This window comes from Marinobacterium sp. NO-S09 (assembly GCF_059179545.1).
The window spans coordinates 1407909-1430431 of sequence record NZ_CP168954.1 but is presented as its reverse complement, the minus strand read 5'-3'; the positions used below and the strand labels follow the sequence as shown (position 1 = coordinate 1430431).

Sequence of the window (22523 nt, the reverse complement as noted above, 5' to 3'; positions counted from 1 at the left end):
CCCCTTCCAGCGCCTCGCTTCCTGCCCCGGCGCACCCGAACCAAGCTGTTACCACTGGAGCCCTGCGTGACCAATTCCCATGCCTTTCACCTCAATCTGCTGAAAATTGCCTACAACAACCTCACGCAACAGGCCGACTTCAAGGATGACCAGGTTGAGAGTGTCAATATTGAGTTTCTGAATCAGTTTGCCAGCCTGGTTGAGGCCTATGACCACCACCAGCCAGGCGCTTACGACCAGGGACAGGATCTGCTCGTACGCATGGTGCGCAGTTATCCCCAATACGTTCACCTGGTGGCACGCGATCTTTTTTGGTTATTCGGCGGTGAGTGCCTGCACTTTATGAGCGATGATGAGATTGGCCAGTTCCAGCAGCTGGATGAAGCCCTGTCAGAAGCAGAAGCCCAGCAACATGAAGTGGACTACCTGCAGCTGCGGCAGGCGGTATTGGATCCCGGTTCTGATACCAGACACTAACCGGTTAGCGGATGCAGCGAGCAGCTTTTCACACCTGCTCGCTCTTCGTAGATCAGTTGCCTGCGCTCAACTCATCATACAGCGCCACAAACGCCTGGGTCAGCTTGTGCTGAGGCGCCAGATGAATCAGCGGTTTGGCCTCGTTGTGGGACTCTTTCATTTTCACCGAAGCCGGCAAGCGTGTTGCCAACACCGGCAGATCTTCGGCTTCAAGGCCCGCCACAATCTTCTGCGGCAGTGAGGCACGCGGCTGGAACTGGTTCACCACGATGCCTTCGATCTGCAAGTCCGCGTTATGATCTTCCCGCGTTTCCCCAACATTGTTGAGCAGGCTGTAAAGTGCCTGACGGGCAAACTCATCACAGTCGAATGGAATCAGGCAGCGTTCTGCCGCGACCAGTGCCGATAGCGTGAAGAAGTTGAACGCCGGCGGAGTGTCGATGTAGATCACATCGAAATCCTCCTTGAGCTCAACCACGGCATCGCGCAGCTTGTAGATCTTGTGCTTGCTTTCCAGCTTGGACTGGAGGTCACCCAGATCGGGATGTGACGGCAGAATCGACAGATTCTCGAACGGTGTCGCATGCACAAACGAGTGCGGCGGTAGAGGCTTGAGCTGGAAGCTCAGGGCCTGCTCAAAAAAGCCGTATACATCAGACTCGGGGTTGTTGGCATCATCCCCCAGCAGGTAATGGGTCGAGTTGCACTGGGGGTCCAGGTCGATCACCAGTGTCTTCGCCCCCCGACTGGCCTCAATGGCCGCCAGATTAACGGCGATGCTCGATTTACCCACACCGCCTTTCTGATTGAATACCACTCTGCGCATGATACAGAACTCCGCAAATATCCTTATCCCTGGGACAGAAGGTCGCGCAGGTCAATAATGGCCGCGTTGGCGCGGGAAATGTAGGACGCCATCACCAGTGAATGGTTGGCCAGGAAACCGAACTCGGTACCGTTCAGAATCATCGGGCTCCACACGGTGGACTGGGTTGCTTCCAGCTCACGAATAATCTGGCGCAGGCTGGCACGGGCATTCTTCTTGTCCAGTGCTTCGCCAAAGTCCTGCTCAACCGCCTCCAGCAAATGGATCAATGCCCAGGCGGTACCACGCGCCTCATAGAAGACGTTATCAATTTCCAGCCAGGGCGTTTTCACTTCCATCTCGCCTTCGGCCGCCGTCGACTGACGCCCGGCGCTGTCACCGGCCAGGTCCGTATTGATGCGACGCTGGCCAACACTGGCGCTCAAGCGCTGGGACAGGCTGCCCAGACGGGTGGACACGTCGCCCAGCCAGTCGCGCAGGTTATCGGCACGGGCATAGAACTGTGCATCCGGCTGACTGGTATCACCCAGTCGATCGCGGTAGTCACGCAGCAGTTTGAGAGCCTTGCGGTATTCGCGCTCGGAAGACGGCAGGATCCAGTTGCGATGGTCGAAGTGCAGAAGTGGTTCGGCCTTGGCCAAAGCCGGGTCTTCAGTTGACTGTGACTGGGAGCGGCTGAAGCTTTTGCGCATGGCACGGCTCATGTCGCGGGCCTGAACCAGCACACCGAACTCCCAGGCAGGCATATTGTCCAGCCAGAGCCCCGGCGGAAACATGTCATTACTGAGGTAACCGCCTGGCTTGTCCAGCAGCGTCTCGGTCATGTGAATCAGTGTACCTGCGGTGTGTGTGCCTGTGACCGGTTTGCCATCGGTCTGGAGCTCCGCCTGATTACGGACATCGAAGCCATCCGGGGTGCTGCTCCAGAACATCCCCAAGACCAGCGCCACCAGCAGCCATGCCAGAATTGCACCCAGCCCCCACTGCAAAAAACGGGCTGAACAGCAGCGGTCCCAAATACTGAGCCAGATACGTTCCAAACGCTCCACACTTAACTCCTTGCTTTATGTAGCCTGACCGTCGCTAAAACTGCGGTCGGAATGTTGCATTGCACTATGGCGAAATTCCGCATTCCGGTCAATCAACCGTTTGAGTCGAGAGACACGAATAACGACCGCTATCCGCTGATATAAGCCTAACTTCGGCAAACTCGCTGCTATCAGGCGTTTTTTAATCTGGCGCCATAGACAGCCTTTCCACTTTGATGCACACTACCGACCTTAGTTTATAACCCCTGGCTGTCACGATTTTCGCGGAGTACCGGCATGGCCCATATTCTGGTTTTGAACGGTCCCAATCTGAACCTGCTCGGCACGCGCGAGCCCGGTATCTACGGGACCCTGACCCTGCGTCAGATAGAAACCATGATTCAGGATCAGGCTGCTGCACTGGGACACTCCGTCGAGTGCTTTCAAAGTAACGCCGAATTTGAATTGATTGAACGCATCCACCAGGCTCCATCTCTGGACACCGCGTTCATCATCATCAACCCGGCGGCCTTCACACATACCAGTGTGGCCATCCGCGACGCTTTGCTGGGGGTAGGTTTACCCTTTATTGAAGTTCACCTGTCCAATGTGCATGCCCGTGAACCCTTCCGTCAGCATTCCTATCTGTCCGACAAGGCCGAGGGTGTGATCTGTGGTCTGGGTCCGGCCGGCTACCGGTTTGCGCTGGAAGCCGTTCATGAGCGGCTCAGTGCCGCGGCAACATAATATGACAGTTTTAATCCTAAACACCTGAATCAGAGAAGCCGTCTTAGTATGGATATTCGCAAAGTCAAAAAGCTGATCGAGCTGCTGGAAGAATCCAACATCAACGAAATCGAGATCAAGGAAGGCGAAGAGTCTGTCCGCATCAGCCGCGGTGGTAGCGTGGTAGCAGCGGCGCCCGCTCCGGCTCAGATGATGGCTCCGGCAGCGGCACCTGCTCCGGCTGCAGCACCGGCTCCGGCCGCAGCTGAAGCACCGGCTGAAGCGGCTCCGACAGGTCATGCGGTTTGCTCTCCGATGGTCGGCACCTTCTACCGTGCACCCTCTCCCACCTCTGCCGCGTTCGTTGAAGTGGGCCAGAGCGTCAAGGCTGGCGACGTGATCTGCATCGTTGAAGCGATGAAGATGATGAACCAGATCGAAGCCGACAAGTCCGGTGTTATCGAGAGCATCCTGGTCGAAGATGGCCAGCCGGTCGAGTTCGACCAGCCGCTGATCACCATCGCCTGATAGCAGACCAAGGATACTCACTATGCTGGACAAAGTGCTGATTGCAAACCGGGGCGAGATCGCATTGCGAATCCTCCGTGCGTGCAAGGAGCTGGGCATCAAGACCGTGGCCGTGCACTCCGCTGCCGACCGCGACCTGATGCATGTCCGCCTGGCTGATCAGGCGGTCTGCATCGGACCTGCTCCTTCTCCGCAAAGCTACCTCAACATCCCGGCGCTAATCAGTGCCGCGGAAGTAACCGACTCTGTCGGTATCCATCCGGGTTATGGCTTTCTGGCAGAAAATGCGGATTTTGCCGAACAGGTTGAGCGTTCCGGCTTTACCTTTATCGGCCCGCGCGCCGACACCATCCGCCTGATGGGTGACAAGGTTTCAGCCATCGAGGCCATGAAGAAGGCTGGCGTCCCCACCGTACCCGGTTCTGACGGCCCGCTGCCGGATGATAATGAAACCATCTACAAGGTTGCCCGTCGCATCGGTTACCCGGTGATCATCAAGGCGGCTGCCGGTGGTGGTGGTCGCGGCATGCGTGTGGTTCATACCGAAGCACACCTGTCCAACGCGGTTCAGGTGACCAAGTCCGAAGCCAAGGCGGCGTTCGGTGATGCCACCGTGTACATGGAAAAATTCCTCGAGAAGCCTCGCCACGTCGAAGTGCAGGTACTGGCTGACGGCCAGGGCAACGCCATCCATCTGTACGACCGCGACTGCTCCATGCAGCGTCGTCACCAGAAGGTGGTGGAAGAAGCACCGGCCCCGATGATCGACGAAGACGCCCGTGCGCGCGTACTCAAGTCCTGTGTCGATGCCTGCATCGAGATCGGCTATCGCGGTGCCGGTACCTTCGAATTCCTGTACGAGAACGGCGAGTTCTTCTTTATCGAGATGAACACCCGTGTCCAGGTTGAGCATCCAGTCACCGAAATGGTGACCGGTGTGGATATCGTTAAAGAACAGCTGCGCATCGCCTCCGGCCTGCCGCTGTCCTACAAGCAGGAAGATATCAAGCTACGTGGTCACTCCATCGAGTGCCGCCTGAACGCGGAAGACCCGAAAACCTTCATGCCAAGCCCGGGTAAGGTTACCCACTTCCACGCGGCTGGCGGCAACGGCGTTCGTGTCGACTCGCACCTCTACAGTGGCTACAGCGTACCGCCGCACTACGATTCCCTGATCGCCAAGCTGATCACCTTCGCCGATGATCGTGAAACAGCCCTGGCCCGCATGCAGAGTGCACTGGACGAGACCCTGATTGAAGGGATCAAGACCAATATCCCTCTGCATCAGGATATCGTGCGCGATACCAACTTTGCCCAGGGTGGCGTGAATATCCACTACCTGGAAAAGAAACTGGGTCTCTGACCTGCCATGGCAGCCCGAGTCCGGGCTGCCATTCTTCCCTCTCTCCCTGAATACCGCTTTGACGACTCCCGCCTTGCCTTGCCCTGCATCAGTATCCTGGGGTTTACCCGTCGCGGATTTAGGACATAATGACAGCACTCATAGACCGGAGTAACAGCATGCCCTGGCTGCAGATCAAAGTTTCCATCCATCCCGAGCAGGCCGAGACCTATGAAGACCTGCTTCTGGCTGCCGGATGTGGCGCCGTCACCTATCAGGACGCGGCCGACCAGCCTATTTTCGAACCCGATCTTGGGACTACCCCTCTGTGGAACACCACCGTTGTCACCGGTCTGTTTGATGCCGAGCACGACCTGCAGGAAACCCTGCAACTGCTGCAACAGGCCCAGCAACAGATGGACACACCGGAGGGTGCTTCTCAGCCCGAGTTCAAGGCCGAGATTCTGGAAGACAAGGACTGGGAACGCGAATGGATGGATCACTACCACCCCATGCAGTTTGGCAAGCGCCTCTGGGTATGCCCGAGCTGGCGTGAAGTACCGGACCCTGAAGCAGTCAACCTGATGCTGGACCCGGGACTTGCCTTTGGCACCGGTACGCATCCCACTACCGCCCTGTGCCTGGAATGGCTGGACGGTGAACACCTGGATGGCCAACAGATTGTCGACTACGGCTGTGGCAGTGGCATCCTGGGGATTGCGGCTCTGCTGCTGGGTGCCAATCATGTACAGGCAGTGGATATCGATACCCAGGCCCTGACGGCAACGTTGGATAACCTGAAGCGAAACGGCTTGGAAGCCTCCCAGCTGGATACCTACCTGCCGCCGGATGCTCCCCTGATCAAAGCCGATACCCTGGTGGCCAATATCCTGGCCGGCCCGCTGGCGGAACTGGCTCCCACTCTGGCCGAGCGTGTCCGCCCAGGCGGTAAAGTCTTGCTCTCTGGCCTGTTATCCCAGCAGGCAGATGAGCTAACATCTGTATATTCACGCTGGTTTGAAATGGACCCGCCCGCGGAACGTGAAGGCTGGATTCGCCTGAGCGGTACCCGTCGACAAGAGGACTGACGTCTTGGTCGTCACACGTTGCCCCAACTGCCATGCCCGGTTTCGCGTCAGCGACGGTCAGCTGAAGCTGGCCGCCGGGCAAGTTCGTTGTGGCGCCTGCCTGCTGGTGTTCGATGCCCAGCAGCACCGTGTACGACCCGCGCCGACTCGCAAAGCCGAGGCTGCAACACCAGTCTCGGCAGCACCTGAACCGACACAGCCCTCCAACGCCGGCACCGAAACAGCAAAACCCCGGTCCGAGACCGCTACACCTCAAACACCTGCAGCTGAGAGCACAGCACCGCAGCAGCCTGCCGTCGAGACAAGCGTCGCACGCAGGGCTGAACCTGAAGCGGCAAAACAGGCTGAGCTTTTTCAGGCAGTGCCCGACACAGCGCACGAGGCCACACACAACGACACCGCAAACCGCCCGGACACACTCGATGGCTTTCGCACCGAAGCACTCCACCTGGGACATCCGGCCGATAATGACCCCAACCCTGTCCGCACCACCGGCTGGCTGCTGCTCTGCCTGCTGGCCATATTGGGGCTGGCTGCTCAGCTGATCTGGTTTGAACGTGCCCAGCTGGCACGCTACTCGGAACTGGGCAGTGTCTATGCACTCTTGTGTGATCGGGTCGACTGCTCGCTGGAGCGCCCCGCACTCGCGTTCATCGAAAATCATGGCCTGATCCTGCAGCCACACCCGCAATACCGCGACGCACTCAATGCCACTATCCTGCTGGAAAACCGGGCACCCTTTGAACAGCCCTGGCCGGCCTTGAGCCTTCGCTTTACAGACCTCAAGGGCCGATTGGTGGCACAACGGACCTTCCAGCCTGACGAATACCTGGATGCCGAAACCCTGGACCCGAAACAGATGCCACCGGGCCAGTCCATGCAGATCAATCTCGAACTGGCCGCCCCTGGACGCCGCGGCACCAGCTATGAGCTGGAGCTTGTCGCTCCCCTCTGACGCTTTTACAGGTCAATTTTTCATCAGAAACGGTTGGCCACCGAGGTCCGAAAGAGTATCATTGCCCACCTTCCGAAAGTTAAACCCTGGTTTGCTGCAGCAATGCGGCAGACACGTGTTTCTTTTACCTTTTTGACGGGATGCGGCATGTTCAGAATCGGCCCATACAACATAGATAGTCGGGTGATTCTGGCCCCAATGGCCGGTGTAACCGACCGCCCTTTCCGGCAGCTTTGCCGTGAAATGGGAGCTGGGCTGGTGGTGTCCGAAATGGTCACGGCCGACAAGCGCCTCTGGCATACCCGCAAATCCAGTTTCCGTCTTGATCACCGTGGTGAAGCCGAACCCCGCTCCATCCAGATCGCCGGTGGCGATCCGGAGATGCTGGCAGAAGCCGCACGGCTCAACGTGGAAAACGGCGCCCAGATTATCGACATCAATATGGGTTGTCCTGCCAAAAAGGTCTGCAATAAAGCGGCCGGATCCGCCCTGCTGCGCGACGAAACTCTGGTTGAAGAGATTCTGCACGCAGTCGTGGGAGCTGTAGAAGTTCCGGTCACGCTTAAAATCCGCACCGGCTGGTGTCCGGATTCACGCAATGGCGTGCGTATTGCCAAAATGGCTCAGTCTGCGGGGATCGCTGCTTTGGCGGTTCATGGACGCACCCGCGCTGACAAATACCAGGGACAGGCCGAATACGACACCATCGCACGCATCCGTGACGCCATCAGCATTCCTCTGTTTGCCAACGGCGATATCGACTCGCCCGAGAAGGCTTCTCAGGTATTGGCACATACCGGCGCTGACGCCGTGATGATCGGCCGCGCGGCCCAGGGACGCCCCTGGCTGCTCGGACAGATTGACCAGTACCTGCGCAACGGTGAACTGCGCCCGGATCCGACACCCGACGAACAGCATCGCATTTTGCGTCAGCACCTGGACGCCTTGCATCAGTTCTACGGTGAATACCTGGGCGTACGTATCGCGCGTAAACATCTGGGCTGGTATCTGCAAAGCTGCGGCAACGACCAGGACTTTCGGCAACGCTTTAATCAACTTGAAACAGCATCAGATCAGCTCGCCGCCGTCGACCAGTATTTTGCTCAACGGCGAAACGCAGCCTGATCCCTGGATTGGGTACAGAAGTACAGTGGAAACCAAAGACGTGAAAGAGACAAACAACAGCGCAAACGCACAGATTCCGCAGCAGACTCTGCGTGACACCGTGCACCAGTCACTGACCAGCTACTTCAAGCAGCTGGACGGTCAGCCTGTTACCGATGTCTATCAGATGGTGCTGTCCGAAATTGAGGCCCCGCTGTTTGAAAGCGTAATGGCCTATACCAAGGATAACCAGACCAAGGCGTCTGAAGTCCTGGGCCTGAACCGCGGCACTCTGCGCAAGAAACTCAAGCAGTACGGCCTGCTGTAAGCATTCATTTGTAACGGGAACCTAAGCATGTCTGAACAGAACAGCACCCCTGTCCGTCGCGCCCTCATCAGCGTATCGGACAAAACCGGCATCGTCGAATTCGCTCAGGCGCTGAGTGCACAAGGCGTCGAAATCCTGTCCACCGGCGGCACCTACAAGCTGCTGTGCGACAACAACATCCCGGCGGTTGAAGTCTCCGAGTACACCGGCTTCCCGGAGATGATGGATGGTCGCGTCAAAACACTGCACCCGAAAGTACACGGCGGCATTCTGGGCCGTCGCGGTACCGACGACGCTATCATGGGTGAGCACGGTATCCAGCCGATCGACATGGTTGTCGTGAACCTTTACCCGTTCGCGGCGACCATCGCCCGCCCGGATTGCGACCTGCCGATGGCGATCGAGAACATTGATATCGGTGGTCCGACCATGGTGCGTTCTGCGGCCAAAAACCATAAAGATGTTGCTATCGTCGTTAATGCTTCCGACTACGACAACATCATCGCCGAGCTCAAAAGCACCGGCGGCCTGGTTCACAAAACCCGTTTTGACCTGGCGGTTAAAGCATTCGAGCACACGGCTGCATACGATGGCATGATCGCCAACTATCTGGGCGCGATTGTTGAAGGAGATGAAGAGGTTCCGGCCGACTTCCCGCGCACTTTCAATACCCAGTTCGTCAAGGCGCAGGACATGCGTTACGGTGAAAACCCGCACCAGCGTGCTGCCTTCTATGTAGAAGCTACCCCGGGGGAAGCCAGTGTTTCCACCGCTCGCCAGCTGCAGGGCAAGGCGCTGTCCTACAACAACGTAGCCGACACCGACGCTGCACTGGAGTGCGTCAAGCCGTTCCAGGAGCCGGCCTGTGTCATCGTCAAGCACGCCAACCCCTGTGGCGTTGCCGTAGGCAGCGATATTCTGGAAGCCTACAACCGCGCTTTCCAGACTGACCCGACCTCTGCGTTTGGCGGCATCATCGCCTTCAACCGCGAACTGGATGCCAAGACTGCCCAGGCAATCGTTGAGCGTCAGTTCGTTGAAGTGATCATCGCCCCGACCGTGTCTCAGGAAGCCTCTGACATCGTGGCGGCCAAGCCGAACGTACGTCTGCTGGAATGTGGCCAGTGGGATAAAGAGCGCAAGCACAGCTTCGACTACAAGCGTGTTAACGGCGGTCTGCTGGTGCAGGACCAGGACCTGGGCATGATCGATGCGTCCCAGCTGAAGATCGTGACTCAGCGCCAGCCCACTGAACAGGAAATCCGCGATCTGCTGTTCTGCTGGGAAGTGGCCAAGTACGTTAAATCCAACGCTATCGTTTACGCTAAAGATGGCCAGACCATCGGTATCGGCGCTGGCCAGATGAGCCGTGTGTACTCCGCCAAGATCGCCGGCATCAAGGCCGCTGACGAAGGTCTGGAAGTACCGGGATCCGTCATGGCATCCGATGCTTTCTTCCCGTTCCGTGACGGTATTGACGCTGCGGCTGAAGCCGGTATCACTGCTGTAATCCAGCCGGGCGGCTCCATGCGTGACCAGGAAGTGATCGACGCCGCCGACGAGCACGGTCTGGCGATGGTCTTCACCGGCATGCGCCATTTCCGCCACTAAGCGCGTCACTTACAGAAGGATACTGAACATGAATATTCTGGTTATCGGTTCCGGCGGTCGTGAGCACGCTCTGGCCTGGGCTGCCGCTCAGGACGAAGCTGTTGCGCGTGTATTCGTGGCGCCGGGCAATGCAGGTACGGCTACCGAGCCCAAACTGGAAAACGTCGCTATCGATGTCATGGACATCGATGCACTGGTCGCTTTCGCCCGTGACAACAGTGTTGCGCTGACCATCGTTGGTCCTGAAGCACCGCTGGTTGCTGGCGTCGTCGATCGCTTCCGTGAAGCGGGTCTGGCCATCTTCGGCCCGACTGCGGGTGCGGCTCAGCTGGAAGGCTCCAAAGCCTTCACTAAGGATTTCCTGGCACGCCAGCAGATCCCGACCGCTGAGTATCAGAACTTCACCGAGATAGAACCGGCTCTTGCGTATGTGCGTAAGAAAGGTGCGCCAATCGTGGTCAAGGCCGACGGCCTGGCCGCCGGTAAGGGCGTAATCGTTGCGATGACGCTGGAAGAGGCTGAAGACGCCATCCGCGACATGCTGGCAGGCAACGCCTTTGGTGATGCAGGCAGCCGCGTGGTGATCGAGGAGTTCCTCGACGGTGAAGAAGCCTCCTACATCGTAATGGTCGACGGCGACAATGTGCTGCCGATGGCCACCAGCCAGGACCACAAACGTGTTGGTAATGGCGATACCGGCCTCAACACCGGCGGCATGGGTGCCTACTCGCCCGCTCCGGTTGTGACTGCCGAGATCGACCAGCGCGTGATGGACGAAGTGATCATGCCGACCGTTAACGGCATGAAAGCCGAAGGCAACGAGTACACCGGCTTCCTGTACGCCGGCCTGATGATCATGGCTGACGGCACACCAAAAGTGATCGAGTACAACTGCCGCTTCGGTGATCCGGAAACTCAGCCGATCATGCTGCGTCTGAAATCCTCTCTGGTTGCTCTTTGCCAGGCCGCTCTGGAAAAGAAACTGGACCAGACAAGTGCCGAGTGGGATGAGCGCAAGTCTGTCGGCGTTGTCATGGCCGCTGGCGGCTACCCGGGCGATTACGCCAAGGGTGACGTGATCAGCCTGCCTGCAACCTGCCCGGAAGGTACCAAGGTTTTCCACGCCGGTACCAAACTGGATGACCAGGGCCAGGTCGTGACTGCAGGTGGTCGAGTGCTTTGCGTGACCGCACTGGGCAACAGCGTGACCGAAGCTCAGCAGCGCGCTTACGAGCTGCTGAAAGAGGTTAGCTGGAAAGACGCCTACTTCCGTACTGACATCGCTTATCGCGCTATCGCACGCGAAAACGCATAACAGGCTGTCAAAAATCTATCTGCGTTGCCGAAGGCTGTGTTAAAAACAGGCTCAAAATGCTCATTTAGTTAACTAAACTGCGCTTTTTCGCCTGTTTTTGCCTTGCTTCGGCGGCCTCGATAACGGTTTTTCAACAACCTGTGCGCCCGTCGAGTGTTAAAACAGCCGCCTGCGGGCGGCTGTTTGCGTTCTTGAGGTTTTGAACATGTTGCTAGAAGTCTGGATCGCCCTGCTGGGCACTGCCGTACTGATCAGCCTTTCCCCCGGTGCCGGAGCCGCTACCGCCATGAGCGCCGGTTTAACCTATGGTATCCGGGGCGCCAGCTGGACAACGCTGGGATTGATGGCCGGATACGGTATTCAGATTATTGTGGTCTCCATTGGCCTGGGCAGCCTGATTGCCACCTCACCGGAGCTGTTTCAGGTGATCAAATGGGTGGGGGTTGGCTATCTTCTGTGGCTGGGTATCCAATTCTGGCGTCAGCGCCACAATGCCGATATTGAGTCCCACGTTTCCGCTCCCGGCCCTACCCGCTTCTGGCAGGCAACGCTGATCAACATCACCAACCCCAAGGGTCTGGTTTTTCTAGTGGCACTGATTCCCCAGTTCATCGATCCGGAGCTGCCACAACAGCCTCAGTTACTGCTCATCAGTGCTACACTCCTGATCATCGACCTGAGTGTCATGACCGGCTACAGTGGTCTGGCCGCAACCCTCAGGCACCGTTTTGCCGACCCGGCAGCCATGCAGGTACAGCAACGCGTAGCAGGCACTGCCCTGATCGCGGCAGCACTGGTATTGTCGGTGGCCACGCTTTAACAGCTGTCTGTTAAACAAGGAGCGTTATGCATCTCTGGCGGTTTATACAGATCGGTTTGCTGTTGCTGCTGGTCGGCTGCAGCCGCCAGCCCAGCATCCCCGAGTCTTCGGCAGAGCAAGCTTACTGTTTGCGCTCTGGTGAAGGTCAGCTGTATGACTGCAACGCCCCGGCGCTGACCCTGGCCGAAGTACGTGACCCTTTGGCGCCCGGCGAAACCATCTCCGATGAGGAGTTAATGACGCTTTTGGCAGAGGTTCGCCGCTGGCTGGCCCGACGTCGACTCCAGCTTCAGGGCGAACCGATTCCGCCCGAACTCCAGCTCCGTGAACAAAACCGTCCTCCTGCTTTGCCACCCACCCTGGCAGCACCCGACCAGCCACTCTGGCCACGCGTCATGGAAAGCATTTCCCGGCCTTCCTTGCAGCGCAACATTCCCTGATACCCTCCGACAGTTTTCCCAGCTCACCGACTGATGACCAGCCTTTTGTGCACCTGCACGAAGAGCGTTTTTGCTCGATAAATCTTTGATCTTGAAACTGTACTTTGGTCAGCCCTGTGCTATCCAGAATGTATGGCATGAGGTCCAAAAGACCTGTCGATGCCCCTCACAATTCGTTTCCCATTTCGCTCAAGCACGGAGGACCCCGTCATGTTGAAGCAGATGGAAAACGCCGGCCTGACCGACCTGCATTTCGGCCTGGACCCGGCTAGCGGTTTGAAAGCAATCATCGCTATTCACTCTACCGCACGCGGTGCCGCCATCGGCGGTTGTCGATTTATCCACTACGCCCGAGAGCAGGATGCCGTAACCGATGCCCTCCGCCTGGCCCGCGGCATGAGTTACAAGGCAGCGCTGGCCGGACTTCCTCATGGTGGTGGCAAAACCGTGATCATCAAACCCGAGGGTGACTTTGATCGCAAGGCACTGATGCAGGCCTTCGGCCGCTTCGTTGACCAGCTGGGCGGGCGCTATATCACCGCCATGGACAGCGGCACCGAAGTGAGCGATATGGACACCATTGCCACAACCACCAACTTTGTCAGCTGCACCAGCGCCAGCGGTGACCCCGCGCCTCACACGGCGCTCGGCATCTTCGCCGGTATCCAGGCCGCTGCACGTCACAAGCTTCAGCGTGATTCTATTGCCGGCCTTAGCGTCGCCATCCAGGGTCTGGGCCATGTCGGCCATGCTGTCGCCCAACACCTGCATAAAGCCGGTGCGCACCTGCTGGTAGCGGATATCGATTCGGCACGGGTACGCCAGTGTGTGGAAGAGTTCGGAGCCGAAGCGGTCAGCCCGGATTCCATTTACGGCGTGCAGGCCGATATTTTCAGCCCCTGTGGGCTGGGCGCCATTCTGAACCCGGACAGCATCGCAAAACTGCAATGCAGCATCGTGGCGGGCAGTGCCAACAACCAGCTGGCCAGTGACGAGGACGGCAATCGCCTGCATGAGCGGGGCATTCTGTACGTGCCGGATTATGTCATTAATGCCGGCGGCCTGATTCATGTCGCCATGCACAGAACCGGTGCCAGTGCAGCGGAACGCGATGCCAAAATTCTCGAAATAGGCGCCACGCTTGAGCACCTGTTTACCGAGGCCGAGCGTCGTGACATGCCTGTACATCACGTTGCCGACCTGCACGCGGAACAGATGCTGGCAGATGCCGGCCACCCGCAACCTGCCGACAAGGAGCGCCACCATGCATGACATCAGCTATCAGGGCGAGATCCGCTTTACCCGCTACCTGGATGCCGAAGGCAAGCCGGTCGGCGATATGCCGGACTGGGGATGCGGTGACAGCCCCTGGGTCGATTACTATCAGCAGATGGTGCTGGCACGCCAGTTCGACACCAAGGCCATCAGCCTGCAACGCACCGGCCAGCTGGGCACCTATGCATCCCTGCTCGGCGCCGAGGCGCTGGATGTGGTCAGCGCCAAATTGATGCAGGCAGAGGATGTGCTGGTGCCCTATTACCGCAACCATGCCATGCAGATGATCCGGGGCATGCCCATTTCACAGCTGTTTCTGTACTGGGGCGGTGATGAACGCGGCAGTGCCGCAGCGGAAATGCGCCGGGACCTGCCCAACGCCGTGCCCATCGCTACCCAGTGCCTGCACGCCTGTGGTGTAGCCACCGCTCTGAAGTTACGTGGTCAGCATCAGGCGGTACTCACCATGATTGGTGATGGTGGCACCTCCAAGGGTGATTTTCTGGAAGCGATTAACGTGGCCGGCGCCTGGCAGCTGCCGGTCGTCTTCATCATCAATAACAACCAGTGGGCCATTTCGGTTCCTCGCAGCAAGCAATGTATCGCCCCAACGCTGGCGCAGAAAGCCCTGGGTGCCGGTATTCGCGGCGAGCAGGTCGATGGTAATGACGCTGTCGCCTTGCACGAAGTGATTGGCCAGGCACTGGAGCGTGCCCGTGCCGGCAAGGGTCCGACACTGGTAGAAGCCCTGAGCTATCGCCTGTCCGACCATACCACCGCCGATGATGCCACCCGCTACCGCCCTGCCGAGGAGCTGAAGGAAGCCTGGAAGCGTGAACCCGTTGCCCGTTTGCGCAACTGGCTGCATCAACAGGGATTCTGGGATGAAGCCCGCGAACAGGCCTGGCAGGCAGAGACCAAGCAGCTTATCGAGACAGCCGTGGAAGCCTATCAGGCCATGCCGCCGCAAAGCGTGGATGAACTGTACAACCACCTTTATGCCGAGTGCCCACCGGGGCTGGCTGAGCAGCGCGAGCAAACCCGCCTGAAACAGGCACGCATGCAACAGGGAGGGCAGGACCATGAGTAACGATGCCATCACCTTGCTGGAAGCCGTAAACCTGGCAATGGCCCGCGCCATGGAAGATGACCCGGATGTGGTGCTGTTGGGTGAGGATATCGGCACCAACGGCGGTGTATTTCGTGCCACCGCAGGGCTCAAGGACCGCTTTGGCGAACGCCGAGTCATAGACACCCCGCTGGCCGAAACCATGATTGCCGGCCTGGCTGTGGGTATGGCCACTCAGGGCATACGGCCCGTAGCTGAGATCCAGTTCATGGGGTTCATCTTCCCCGCGTTTGAACATCTGGTCGCCCACGCTGCACGCATGCGACACCGCACCCGCAGTCGTCTCAGCTGCCCGATGGTACTGCGTGCCCCCTTCGGCGGCGGTATCCACGCCCCCGAACATCACTCGGAGAGCACCGAGGCACTGCTCGCCCATATCCCCGGGTTGCGAGTGGTGGTGCCCTCATCACCGGCGCGGGCCTACGGCCTGCTGCTGGCTGCCATACGCAGTGATGATCCGGTTATTTTCCTGGAACCCAAGCGGATTTACCGCGCCAGCAAAACACTGATTGAGGATAACGGTGAAGCCCTGCCGCTGGACAGCTGCTTCACCCTGCGCGAAGGCACGGATATAACCCTGATCAGCTGGGGCGCCATGGTCAGTGAAACCCTGGCTGCAGCCGATGCGCTGGCCGAAGAGGGCATCAGCTGTGAAGTGATTGATGTGGCCTGCCTGAACCCCATGGATCATGCCACGCTATTGGCGTCCGTGAGTAAAACCGGTCGCTGTGTCATTGTGCACGAAGCACCTCATCATGGCGGCCTCGGCGCCGAAATCGCCGCCACCCTCAGCGAGCAGATCCTGACCCGACTTCAGGCGCCACCGCGTCGCGTCACCGGTCATGACACCGTGATGCCCTACTACCGCAACGAAATGCTTTATCTGCCGGACACCGATGACATCATCATCGCGGTCCGCGAGACAATGGAGTATGCCGGATGAAATATTTCAAATTGCCCGATCTGGGCGAAGGCCTGCCCGAGGCTGAAATTGTCGAATGGCATGTACAGGAAGGCGACAGCGTCGACGTGGACCAGTTGCTCGTTTCCATGGAAACCGCCAAGGCTATTGTTGAAGTGCCCTCGCCACAGGCGGGTGTCATCGCCCACCTGTTCGGTGCACCCGGCGATACCATTCATACCGGGGAGCCTCTGGTCGAATTCGACAGTGACGAAGACGGTGATACCGGCACGGTGGTGGGCGAACTGAAACAGCAGCGTGACAGCAGTAGCCAGCGGGAGGAGTTTATTGTCGGCGCCGCCGCCAGCAGCCGGGAAGCACTGGCTGTGCAGGGAACACCCGCCATGCGTGCGCTGGCAAAACGCCTGGGCGTCAATCTGGACAGCCTGAGCGGATCGGGGCCCGGTGGTCGGGTAACCACCGACGATGTGGAGCGTGCTGCCAGTCTGGACCGCTCCTTTGGCGCCGCGGAACCGCTCAAGGGGGTGCGCAAGCAGATGGCGCGCACCATGGCTCAGTCACACGCCGAAGTGGTCCCGGTAACCCTGTGCGAGGACGCTGATATCAATCATTGGCCCAAGGGTACGGATATCACCATGCGACTGGTTGAGGCAATTGCCGCGGCCTGCAAGGCGGTGCCGGACCTGAACGCCTGGTTCGACGGTCAGGGACTGTCACGCCGACTGCATGATCGCATTGACCTCGGTGTTGCCGTCGATACCGAGCAGGGTCTGTTTGTGCCGGTATTGAGGAATATCGGTGAGCGCAGCAGCGAGGACCTGCGCGACGGCCTTGACCGCTTGCGTGCAGACGTTAAAGCGCGCTCAATCCCGCCCGCAGAGATGCAGGGGGCCACTTTGACCCTGTCCAACTTCGGCACATTGGCAGGCCGCTATGCCAGCCCCGTTGTGGTTCCGCCTCAGGTTGCCATCGTCGGCGCCGGTGTTATCCGGTCACAACCGATGGTTATTGGAGACAAAATAGAACCCCGTAAAGTGATGCCTTTGTCTCTCACCTTCGACCATCGTGCCGCCACCGGCGGCGAGGCCGCGCGGTTTATGCGCGCCTTGATGGATGCCTTATCGAGCTGAACTCAATCCTGTAATTGAACGTATTCTGTTACAGCGGTCATATTTATTAGAGCATGGTAATTAGACTTTTTTACTGTGCTCTATTTCCTTGACTATCGCCAATCTGGACTACACTGAATTTAACCGTTAACGCCAACCACTGGTCTATAAGCGGTTGAAATTTCAGTGGCTAGCGCAATGAGCAGGAAGGTGAGCATGAGTATCTTTGATCACTACAAGGCACGTTATTCAGCGACGCAGCATGAAGAAATGAGCCTGCAGGAGTATCTAAGCCTGTGCAAGGAGGACCCCAAAGTATACGCCAGTGCGGCTGAACGCATGCTCGACGCCATCGGTGAACCCGAGGTGGTTGACACGGCTCTGGACCCGCGTCTGAGTCGTATTTTTTCCAACAAGGTCATCAAACGTTATCCAGCCTTCAGTGAATTCTATGGCATGGAAGAGGCGATCGAGAATATTGTCTCCTACTTCCGTCATGCCGCTCAGGGTCTGGAAGAGAAGAAACAGATTCTGTATCTGCTGGGTCCGGTCGGGGGTGGTAAATCCTCCCTGGCTGAACGACTCAAGCACCTGATGGAGCATATTCCCTTTTATGCCATCAAAGGCTCTCCCGTATTTGAATCCCCGCTCGGGCTGTTTAACCCGGAAGAAGACGCCGAGATTCTGGAGCAGGAATATGGTATCCCGCGTCGCAACCTGCGTGGCATCATGTCGCCCTGGGCGGTTAAGCGCCTGCATGAGTACGGCGGTGACATTACCCAGTTCCGCGTGGTGAAACTCTACCCCTCCATTCTGGACCAGGTGGGTATCGCCAAAACCGAGCCGGGTGATGAGAACAACCAGGATATCTCCAGCCTGGTGGGTAAGGTGGATATCCGTAAGCTGGAAGAATATCCACAGCACGACCCTGACGCCTACAGTTTCTCCGGCGCACTTTGCCGCGCCAACCAGGGCCTGATGGAATTCGTGGAGATGTTCAAGGCGCCCATCAAGGTGTTGCACCCTCTGTTGACGGCGACTCAGGAAGGCAACTACAACAGCACCGAGGGCATGGGTGCCATTCCCTACGACGGCATCCTGCTGGCCCACTCCAACGAATCCGAGTGGCAGAGCTTCAAGAACAACAAGACCAACGAAGCCTTCATTGACCGCGTCTATATCGTCAAGGTGCCCTACTGCACCCGCGTCACTGAAGAGGTGCACATCTACGAAAAACTGCTGGAAAACAGCTCCCTGAGCGATTCCCCCTGCGCACCGGACACACTGCTGATGCTGGCTCAGTTCACTGTATTGTCCCGCATGCAGGACCCGGAAAACTCCAGCATCTACTCGAAAATGCGCATCTATGATGGCGAGAACCTGAAAGATACCGACCCGCGCGCCAAGTCGCTGCAGGAGTACAAGGACGCCGCGGGTGTTAACGAAGGCATGGATGGCCTGTCCACCCGTTTCGCCTTCAAGATTTTGTCCAAGGTGTTCAACTTTGACCCCACCGAGGTCGCGGCCAACCCGGTTCATCTGATGTATGTACTGGAACGTGAAATCAGTCAGCAGCAATTCCAGACCGAGATCCAGGAACGCTACCTGGGCCACCTGAAAGAGTACATTGCACCCAAATACATCGACTTCCTCGGCAAGGAAATTCAGACAGCCTACCTGGAGTCCTATTCCGAGTACGGCCAGAACATTTTCGACCGTTATGTCACCTATGCCGACTTCTGGATTCAGGATCAGGAATATCGCGATCCGGAAACCGGCGACATTCTGGATCGTCAGTCCATCAACGAGGAGCTGGAAAAAATCGAAAAACCGGCCGGCATCAGCAACCCGAAGGATTTCCGCCACGAAATCGTCAACTTCGTCCTGCGTGCCCGTGCCAGCAATAATGGCAAAAACCCGGCCTGGAACAGCTACGAGAAGATGCGTTCCGTGATCGAGAAGAAAATGTTCGCCAACACCGAAGATCTGTTGCCGGTTATTTCCTTCAACCCGAAAGCATCCTCCGACGATCAGAAGAAACATGGCGAGTTTGTTAAGCGGATGATCGAACGTGGCTACACCGAGAAGCAGGTACGCCTGCTGTCTGAATGGTATATCCGCGTGCGCAAATCGCAGTAACCCCGTCGTCAGGGAGCCGTAACCTGAAGGACCTGAATCGCGGTGACCCACACCGGTCACCGCTGTGGGAGCCGATACATGAGTTATATTATCGACCGCCGGGAAAACGCGAAAAAGAAAAGCACGGTCAACCGCCAGCGTTTCCTGCGCCGCTACAAGCAGCACATCAAACGCGCCGTGGAAGATGCCATCCATGACCGCTCGATCACCGATGTGGACCAGGGTGGTCAGGTCACCATTCCCAAACGCGATATCTCCGAGCCGATCTTTCACCATGGTGAAGGCGGCATCCGGCACAAGATCTTCCCGGGTAACAAGGAGTTCGTGGAAGGGGATGAGTTTCGTCGCCCGGAAGGCGGCGGTGGAGGTGGTGGCGGCCAGGGCAAGGCCAGCAACCAGGGTGAAGGCGAGGATGAGTTCACCTTCAACATCAGTCAGGACGAGTTCCTGGACTTCATGTTTGAAGATCTGGAATTGCCCTGGATGGTGCGCAAACAGCTCAAGGATGCGACCTCATTTGAAACCCGCCGAGCCGGCTTCACCAGCAGCGGCTCGCCGGAAAAGCTACACATTGTTCGCTCTCTGCGTGCGGCGCATGCCCGCCGCATCGCCCTGACCGACAAGGAGACCCGTCAGCAGATTCGAGCTTTGCGCAAGGAGCTCTGGGGACTGGAAGAAGCCACGCCCTCTCCCGAGCGCAACGCAAAGATCACGGCCCTGCGTGAGCAGATCAAAAAGATGGAAAAAGGCTCCAGCAAGCTGCCTTTCCTGGATGATTTTGACCTGCGCTACACTAACCTGGTCCGCGTCCCTATTCCGTCCAGCAAGGCCGTGATGTTCTGTGTCATGGACGTATCCGGCTCCATGACCCAAAGCATCAAGGATATGGCGAAACGCTTCTTCATTCTGCTTTATCTGTTTCTGAACCGTAACTACAAGCAGATCGAGGTAGTGTTCGTACGCCACCATACCCATGCCAAGGAAGTGGACGAACAGGAATTTTTCTATTCCCGTGAGACCGGCGGCACCATCGTGTCCAGCGCCCTGGCGCTGACGGCCGATATCATTGATGCACGCTACCCACCGCAAGACTGGAACATCTATATTGCCCAGGCTTCGGATGGCGACAACTGGGATGGCGACTCGGCCACCTGCAGCAAGATTCTGACCGAGCGGGTACTGCCCAAAACCCAGTACTACGCCTACGTAGAGATCACCAACGGTCCTCACCAGAATCTCTGGCACGAGTATGAGCAGGTCCGCGAGGCCTTCCATGAACGCTTTGCCATGCAACAGATCACCGATGCGAACGAGATCTACCCGGTCTTCCGCCGCCTGTTTGAAAAACGTACGGAGGGTGCCCATGAGTCCGCGTAAAAAGAAACGGGAACCCATCTCCACCGGTTCCGACTGGACCTTTCCGCTGATTGAAGCCTACGACCGGGAAATTGCCCGCGTAGCTGCCGAATACGGACTGGATACCTACCCCAACCAGATTGAAGTAATCACGTCCGAACAAATGATGGATGCGTACTCCTCGGTAGGCATGCCGCTCAACTACAACCACTGGTCGTTTGGTAAACAGTTCGTCGAGACCGAGCAGAACTACTCCCGTGGCCGTATGGGGCTGGCCTACGAGATCGTCATCAACTCCAACCCCTGTATCGCCTATTTGATGGAAGAGAACACCATCACCATGCAGGCGCTGGTCATCGCCCATGCCTGCTACGGACATAACTCATTCTTCAAGGGCAACTACCTGTTCCGTACCTGGACCGATGCCAGCGCCATCATTGACTACCTGTTGTTTGCCAAAAATTACATTCGCGAGTGCGAAGAGAAGCATGGCGTTGAGGAGGTCGAAAAACTGCTCGACTCCTGCCATACCCTGATGAACTACGGCGTAAACCGCTACAAGCGTCCACGCCCCTTAACCGCTGCCGAGGAACGCGAACGCCAGCGTTCCCGAGAGGAATATATCCAGCGTCACCTCAATGACCTATGGAACACCACCATTCCTAAAAAGAGCGATAGTGACTCCAATCAGGAGCCTCACTTTCCGCCCGACCCGGAAGAGAATATCCTCTATTTCATCGAAAAGAATGCACCACTTCTCGAGCCCTGGCAGCGTGAAGTGATCCGTATTGTGCGCAAGGTCGCCCAGTATTTTTATCCACAGAAACAGACCCAGGTAATGAACGAGGGCTGGGCCTGTTTCTGGCACTACACCCTGCTGCATAAACTCTATGAGGAAGGGCTGGTCACCGATGGCTTCATGATGGAGTTCCTCCATTCCCACTCAAGCGTGGTGTATCAGCCGCCGTTCGACAGTCCCTACTTCAACGGCATAAATCCTTACACTCTGGGCTACAACATGATGCAGGATATACGCCGCATCTGTGAGAACCCGGAGCCGGAAGACCGCGAATGGTTCCCGGATATTGCCGGCAGTGACTGGCTGGAAACCCTGGACCATGCGATGCGCAACTACAAGGATGAAAGCTTCATCCTGCAGTTTTTGTCGCCACGACTGATGCGTGAACTCAAATTGTTTTCGATCATGGATGACAGCAGCCACCCCACCCTCAAGGTGGATGCCATCCACAATGAAACCGGTTACCGCAAGCTGCGCGAGTCGCTCTCTGCCCAGTACAACCTGGGCAATCGCGAACCCAATATCCAGGTCTATAACGTCAATGTGCGCGGAGACCGCTCACTGACCCTGCGCCATTACATGCATAACGGACAGCCACTGGGCGAGAGCACCGATGAGGTACTCAAGCACCTGCACCGGCTCTGGGGCTTTGATGTCTATCTGGAATCCGTGACACCTGATGGTGAAGTTACCAACCGCTTTTCCTGCCCACCCAAGGAGGTGGTTGAGGTGGCCTGAATCAGGCCGCTATACTGACGCCATCACTTCTGGAGACGAGTACAGGTTATGGATTGTTTGTTCTGCAAGATCATTAACAAGGAAATTCCGGCTGAGGTTGTCTATGAGGACGACCAGGTGCTGGCGTTCAAGGACATCAACCCTCAGGCGCCCTTTCACTGCCTGATCATCCCGCGCAAGCATATCGCTACCCTGAACGATATTGCCGATGACGAACGTGAACTGGTCGGCCACATGATCCAGGCCGCCGGCGTTATCGCCAAGCAGCAAGGCTTCGAAGAAGACGGCTACCGCACCGTATTCAACTGCAACACACACGGCGGACAGACCGTTTACCACATTCACCTGCACCTGCTCGGCGGCAAACCCCTGGGCTGGCCGCCCTATCAGGAAACCCTGAAAACTCCCGTCTAACCCTCATAACCGGCGGCTTCCCGGAGGAGCCGCTGGTTTGGGCAACTTTGTCGC

22 protein-coding genes are annotated in these 22523 nt (G+C 57.7%); 20 read left to right on the top strand and 2 right to left on the bottom strand.

Going from position 1 to position 22523, the window contains the following annotated elements; translation table 11 throughout:
* The first annotated feature begins 66 nt into the window (after nucleotides 1–66).
* Complete coding sequence (locus tag O3C79_RS06750) at nucleotides 67–477, top strand: PA2817 family protein (RefSeq protein ID WP_494385298.1); 411 nt, start codon at nucleotides 67–69, stop codon at nucleotides 475–477.
* A gap of 52 nt (nucleotides 478–529) precedes the next feature.
* On the opposite strand, the gene O3C79_RS06745 is transcribed toward O3C79_RS06750, so the two are convergent.
* Nucleotides 530–1303: a ParA family protein gene (locus tag O3C79_RS06745; RefSeq protein ID WP_494385297.1), complete on the bottom strand. Its 774-nt coding sequence runs from the start codon at nucleotides 1301–1303 to the stop codon at nucleotides 530–532.
* Nucleotides 1304–1326: 23 nt separating this feature from the next.
* Nucleotides 1327–2352: a DUF2333 family protein gene (locus O3C79_RS06740; RefSeq protein WP_494385296.1), complete on the bottom strand. Its 1026-nt coding sequence runs from the start codon at nucleotides 2350–2352 to the stop codon at nucleotides 1327–1329.
* A 276-nt stretch (nucleotides 2353–2628) separates the two neighbouring features.
* On the opposite strand from O3C79_RS06740, the gene aroQ reads away from it, so the two are divergent.
* From aroQ to O3C79_RS06645, 19 genes are all read left to right on the top strand, one after another.
* On the top strand, nucleotides 2629–3078 hold the full coding sequence (gene aroQ / locus O3C79_RS06735) for a type II 3-dehydroquinate dehydratase (RefSeq protein WP_494385295.1): 450 nt from the start codon (nucleotides 2629–2631) through the stop codon (nucleotides 3076–3078).
* 48 nt (nucleotides 3079–3126) lie between these two features.
* Nucleotides 3127–3585, top strand: a complete 459-nt coding sequence (gene accB, locus O3C79_RS06730; protein WP_010322344.1) for an acetyl-CoA carboxylase biotin carboxyl carrier protein — start codon at nucleotides 3127–3129, stop codon at nucleotides 3583–3585.
* A gap of 22 nt (nucleotides 3586–3607) precedes the next feature.
* Nucleotides 3608–4948 (top strand): acetyl-CoA carboxylase biotin carboxylase subunit, encoded by a 1341-nt coding sequence (gene accC / locus O3C79_RS06725; RefSeq protein WP_494385294.1) that lies wholly within the window; start codon nucleotides 3608–3610, stop codon nucleotides 4946–4948.
* A gap of 158 nt (nucleotides 4949–5106) precedes the next feature.
* On the top strand, nucleotides 5107–6015 hold the full coding sequence (gene prmA / locus O3C79_RS06720) for a 50S ribosomal protein L11 methyltransferase (protein ID WP_494385293.1): 909 nt from the start codon (nucleotides 5107–5109) through the stop codon (nucleotides 6013–6015).
* A gap of 4 nt (nucleotides 6016–6019) precedes the next feature.
* Nucleotides 6020–6970 (top strand): DUF3426 domain-containing protein, encoded by a 951-nt coding sequence (locus O3C79_RS06715; RefSeq protein WP_494385292.1) that lies wholly within the window; start codon nucleotides 6020–6022, stop codon nucleotides 6968–6970.
* A gap of 147 nt (nucleotides 6971–7117) precedes the next feature.
* On the top strand, nucleotides 7118–8095 hold the full coding sequence (gene dusB / locus O3C79_RS06710) for a tRNA dihydrouridine synthase DusB (RefSeq protein ID WP_494385291.1): 978 nt from the start codon (nucleotides 7118–7120) through the stop codon (nucleotides 8093–8095).
* 25 nt (nucleotides 8096–8120) lie between these two features.
* Nucleotides 8121–8402: a DNA-binding transcriptional regulator Fis gene (gene fis / locus O3C79_RS06705; RefSeq protein ID WP_010322349.1), complete on the top strand. Its 282-nt coding sequence runs from the start codon at nucleotides 8121–8123 to the stop codon at nucleotides 8400–8402.
* A 27-nt stretch (nucleotides 8403–8429) separates the two neighbouring features.
* Nucleotides 8430–10013, top strand: coding sequence for a bifunctional phosphoribosylaminoimidazolecarboxamide formyltransferase/IMP cyclohydrolase (gene purH, locus O3C79_RS06700; RefSeq protein ID WP_494385290.1), 1584 nt, complete (start codon nucleotides 8430–8432; stop codon nucleotides 10011–10013).
* A 28-nt stretch (nucleotides 10014–10041) separates the two neighbouring features.
* Nucleotides 10042–11328 (top strand): phosphoribosylamine--glycine ligase, encoded by a 1287-nt coding sequence (gene purD, locus O3C79_RS06695; RefSeq protein WP_494385289.1) that lies wholly within the window; start codon nucleotides 10042–10044, stop codon nucleotides 11326–11328.
* A gap of 205 nt (nucleotides 11329–11533) precedes the next feature.
* On the top strand, nucleotides 11534–12148 hold the full coding sequence (locus O3C79_RS06690) for a LysE family transporter (protein ID WP_076462877.1): 615 nt from the start codon (nucleotides 11534–11536) through the stop codon (nucleotides 12146–12148).
* A 26-nt stretch (nucleotides 12149–12174) separates the two neighbouring features.
* The gene (locus O3C79_RS06685; RefSeq protein WP_494385288.1) at nucleotides 12175–12588 is read left to right on the top strand and encodes a hypothetical protein; all 414 of its coding nucleotides are present in this window, start codon (nucleotides 12175–12177) and stop codon (nucleotides 12586–12588) included.
* 210 nt (nucleotides 12589–12798) lie between these two features.
* Nucleotides 12799–13860: a Leu/Phe/Val dehydrogenase gene (locus O3C79_RS06680; RefSeq protein WP_494385287.1), complete on the top strand. Its 1062-nt coding sequence runs from the start codon at nucleotides 12799–12801 to the stop codon at nucleotides 13858–13860.
* Nucleotides 13853–14953 (top strand): pyruvate dehydrogenase (acetyl-transferring) E1 component subunit alpha, encoded by a 1101-nt coding sequence (gene pdhA, locus O3C79_RS06675; RefSeq protein WP_494385286.1) that lies wholly within the window; start codon nucleotides 13853–13855, stop codon nucleotides 14951–14953. Before O3C79_RS06680 ends, pdhA begins: the two co-directional genes overlap by 8 nt.
* The gene (locus O3C79_RS06670; protein WP_010322356.1) at nucleotides 14946–15935 is read left to right on the top strand and encodes an alpha-ketoacid dehydrogenase subunit beta; all 990 of its coding nucleotides are present in this window, start codon (nucleotides 14946–14948) and stop codon (nucleotides 15933–15935) included. Before pdhA ends, O3C79_RS06670 begins: the two co-directional genes overlap by 8 nt.
* The gene (locus tag O3C79_RS06665) at nucleotides 15932–17044 is read left to right on the top strand and encodes a dihydrolipoamide acetyltransferase family protein (protein ID WP_494385285.1); all 1113 of its coding nucleotides are present in this window, start codon (nucleotides 15932–15934) and stop codon (nucleotides 17042–17044) included. The genes O3C79_RS06670 and O3C79_RS06665 overlap by 4 nt, the downstream gene beginning before the upstream one ends.
* 195 nt (nucleotides 17045–17239) lie before the next feature.
* The gene (locus tag O3C79_RS06660; RefSeq protein ID WP_494385284.1) at nucleotides 17240–19162 is read left to right on the top strand and encodes a PrkA family serine protein kinase; all 1923 of its coding nucleotides are present in this window, start codon (nucleotides 17240–17242) and stop codon (nucleotides 19160–19162) included.
* 78 nt (nucleotides 19163–19240) lie between these two features.
* Nucleotides 19241–20539 (top strand): YeaH/YhbH family protein, encoded by a 1299-nt coding sequence (locus tag O3C79_RS06655; protein ID WP_494385283.1) that lies wholly within the window; start codon nucleotides 19241–19243, stop codon nucleotides 20537–20539.
* Nucleotides 20526–22055, top strand: a complete 1530-nt coding sequence (locus tag O3C79_RS06650) for a SpoVR family protein (RefSeq protein WP_494385282.1) — start codon at nucleotides 20526–20528, stop codon at nucleotides 22053–22055. The genes O3C79_RS06655 and O3C79_RS06650 overlap by 14 nt, the downstream gene beginning before the upstream one ends.
* A 48-nt stretch (nucleotides 22056–22103) precedes the next feature.
* The gene (locus O3C79_RS06645; protein WP_494385281.1) at nucleotides 22104–22469 is read left to right on the top strand and encodes a histidine triad nucleotide-binding protein; all 366 of its coding nucleotides are present in this window, start codon (nucleotides 22104–22106) and stop codon (nucleotides 22467–22469) included.
* The last annotated feature ends 54 nt before the right edge of the window (nucleotides 22470–22523 follow it).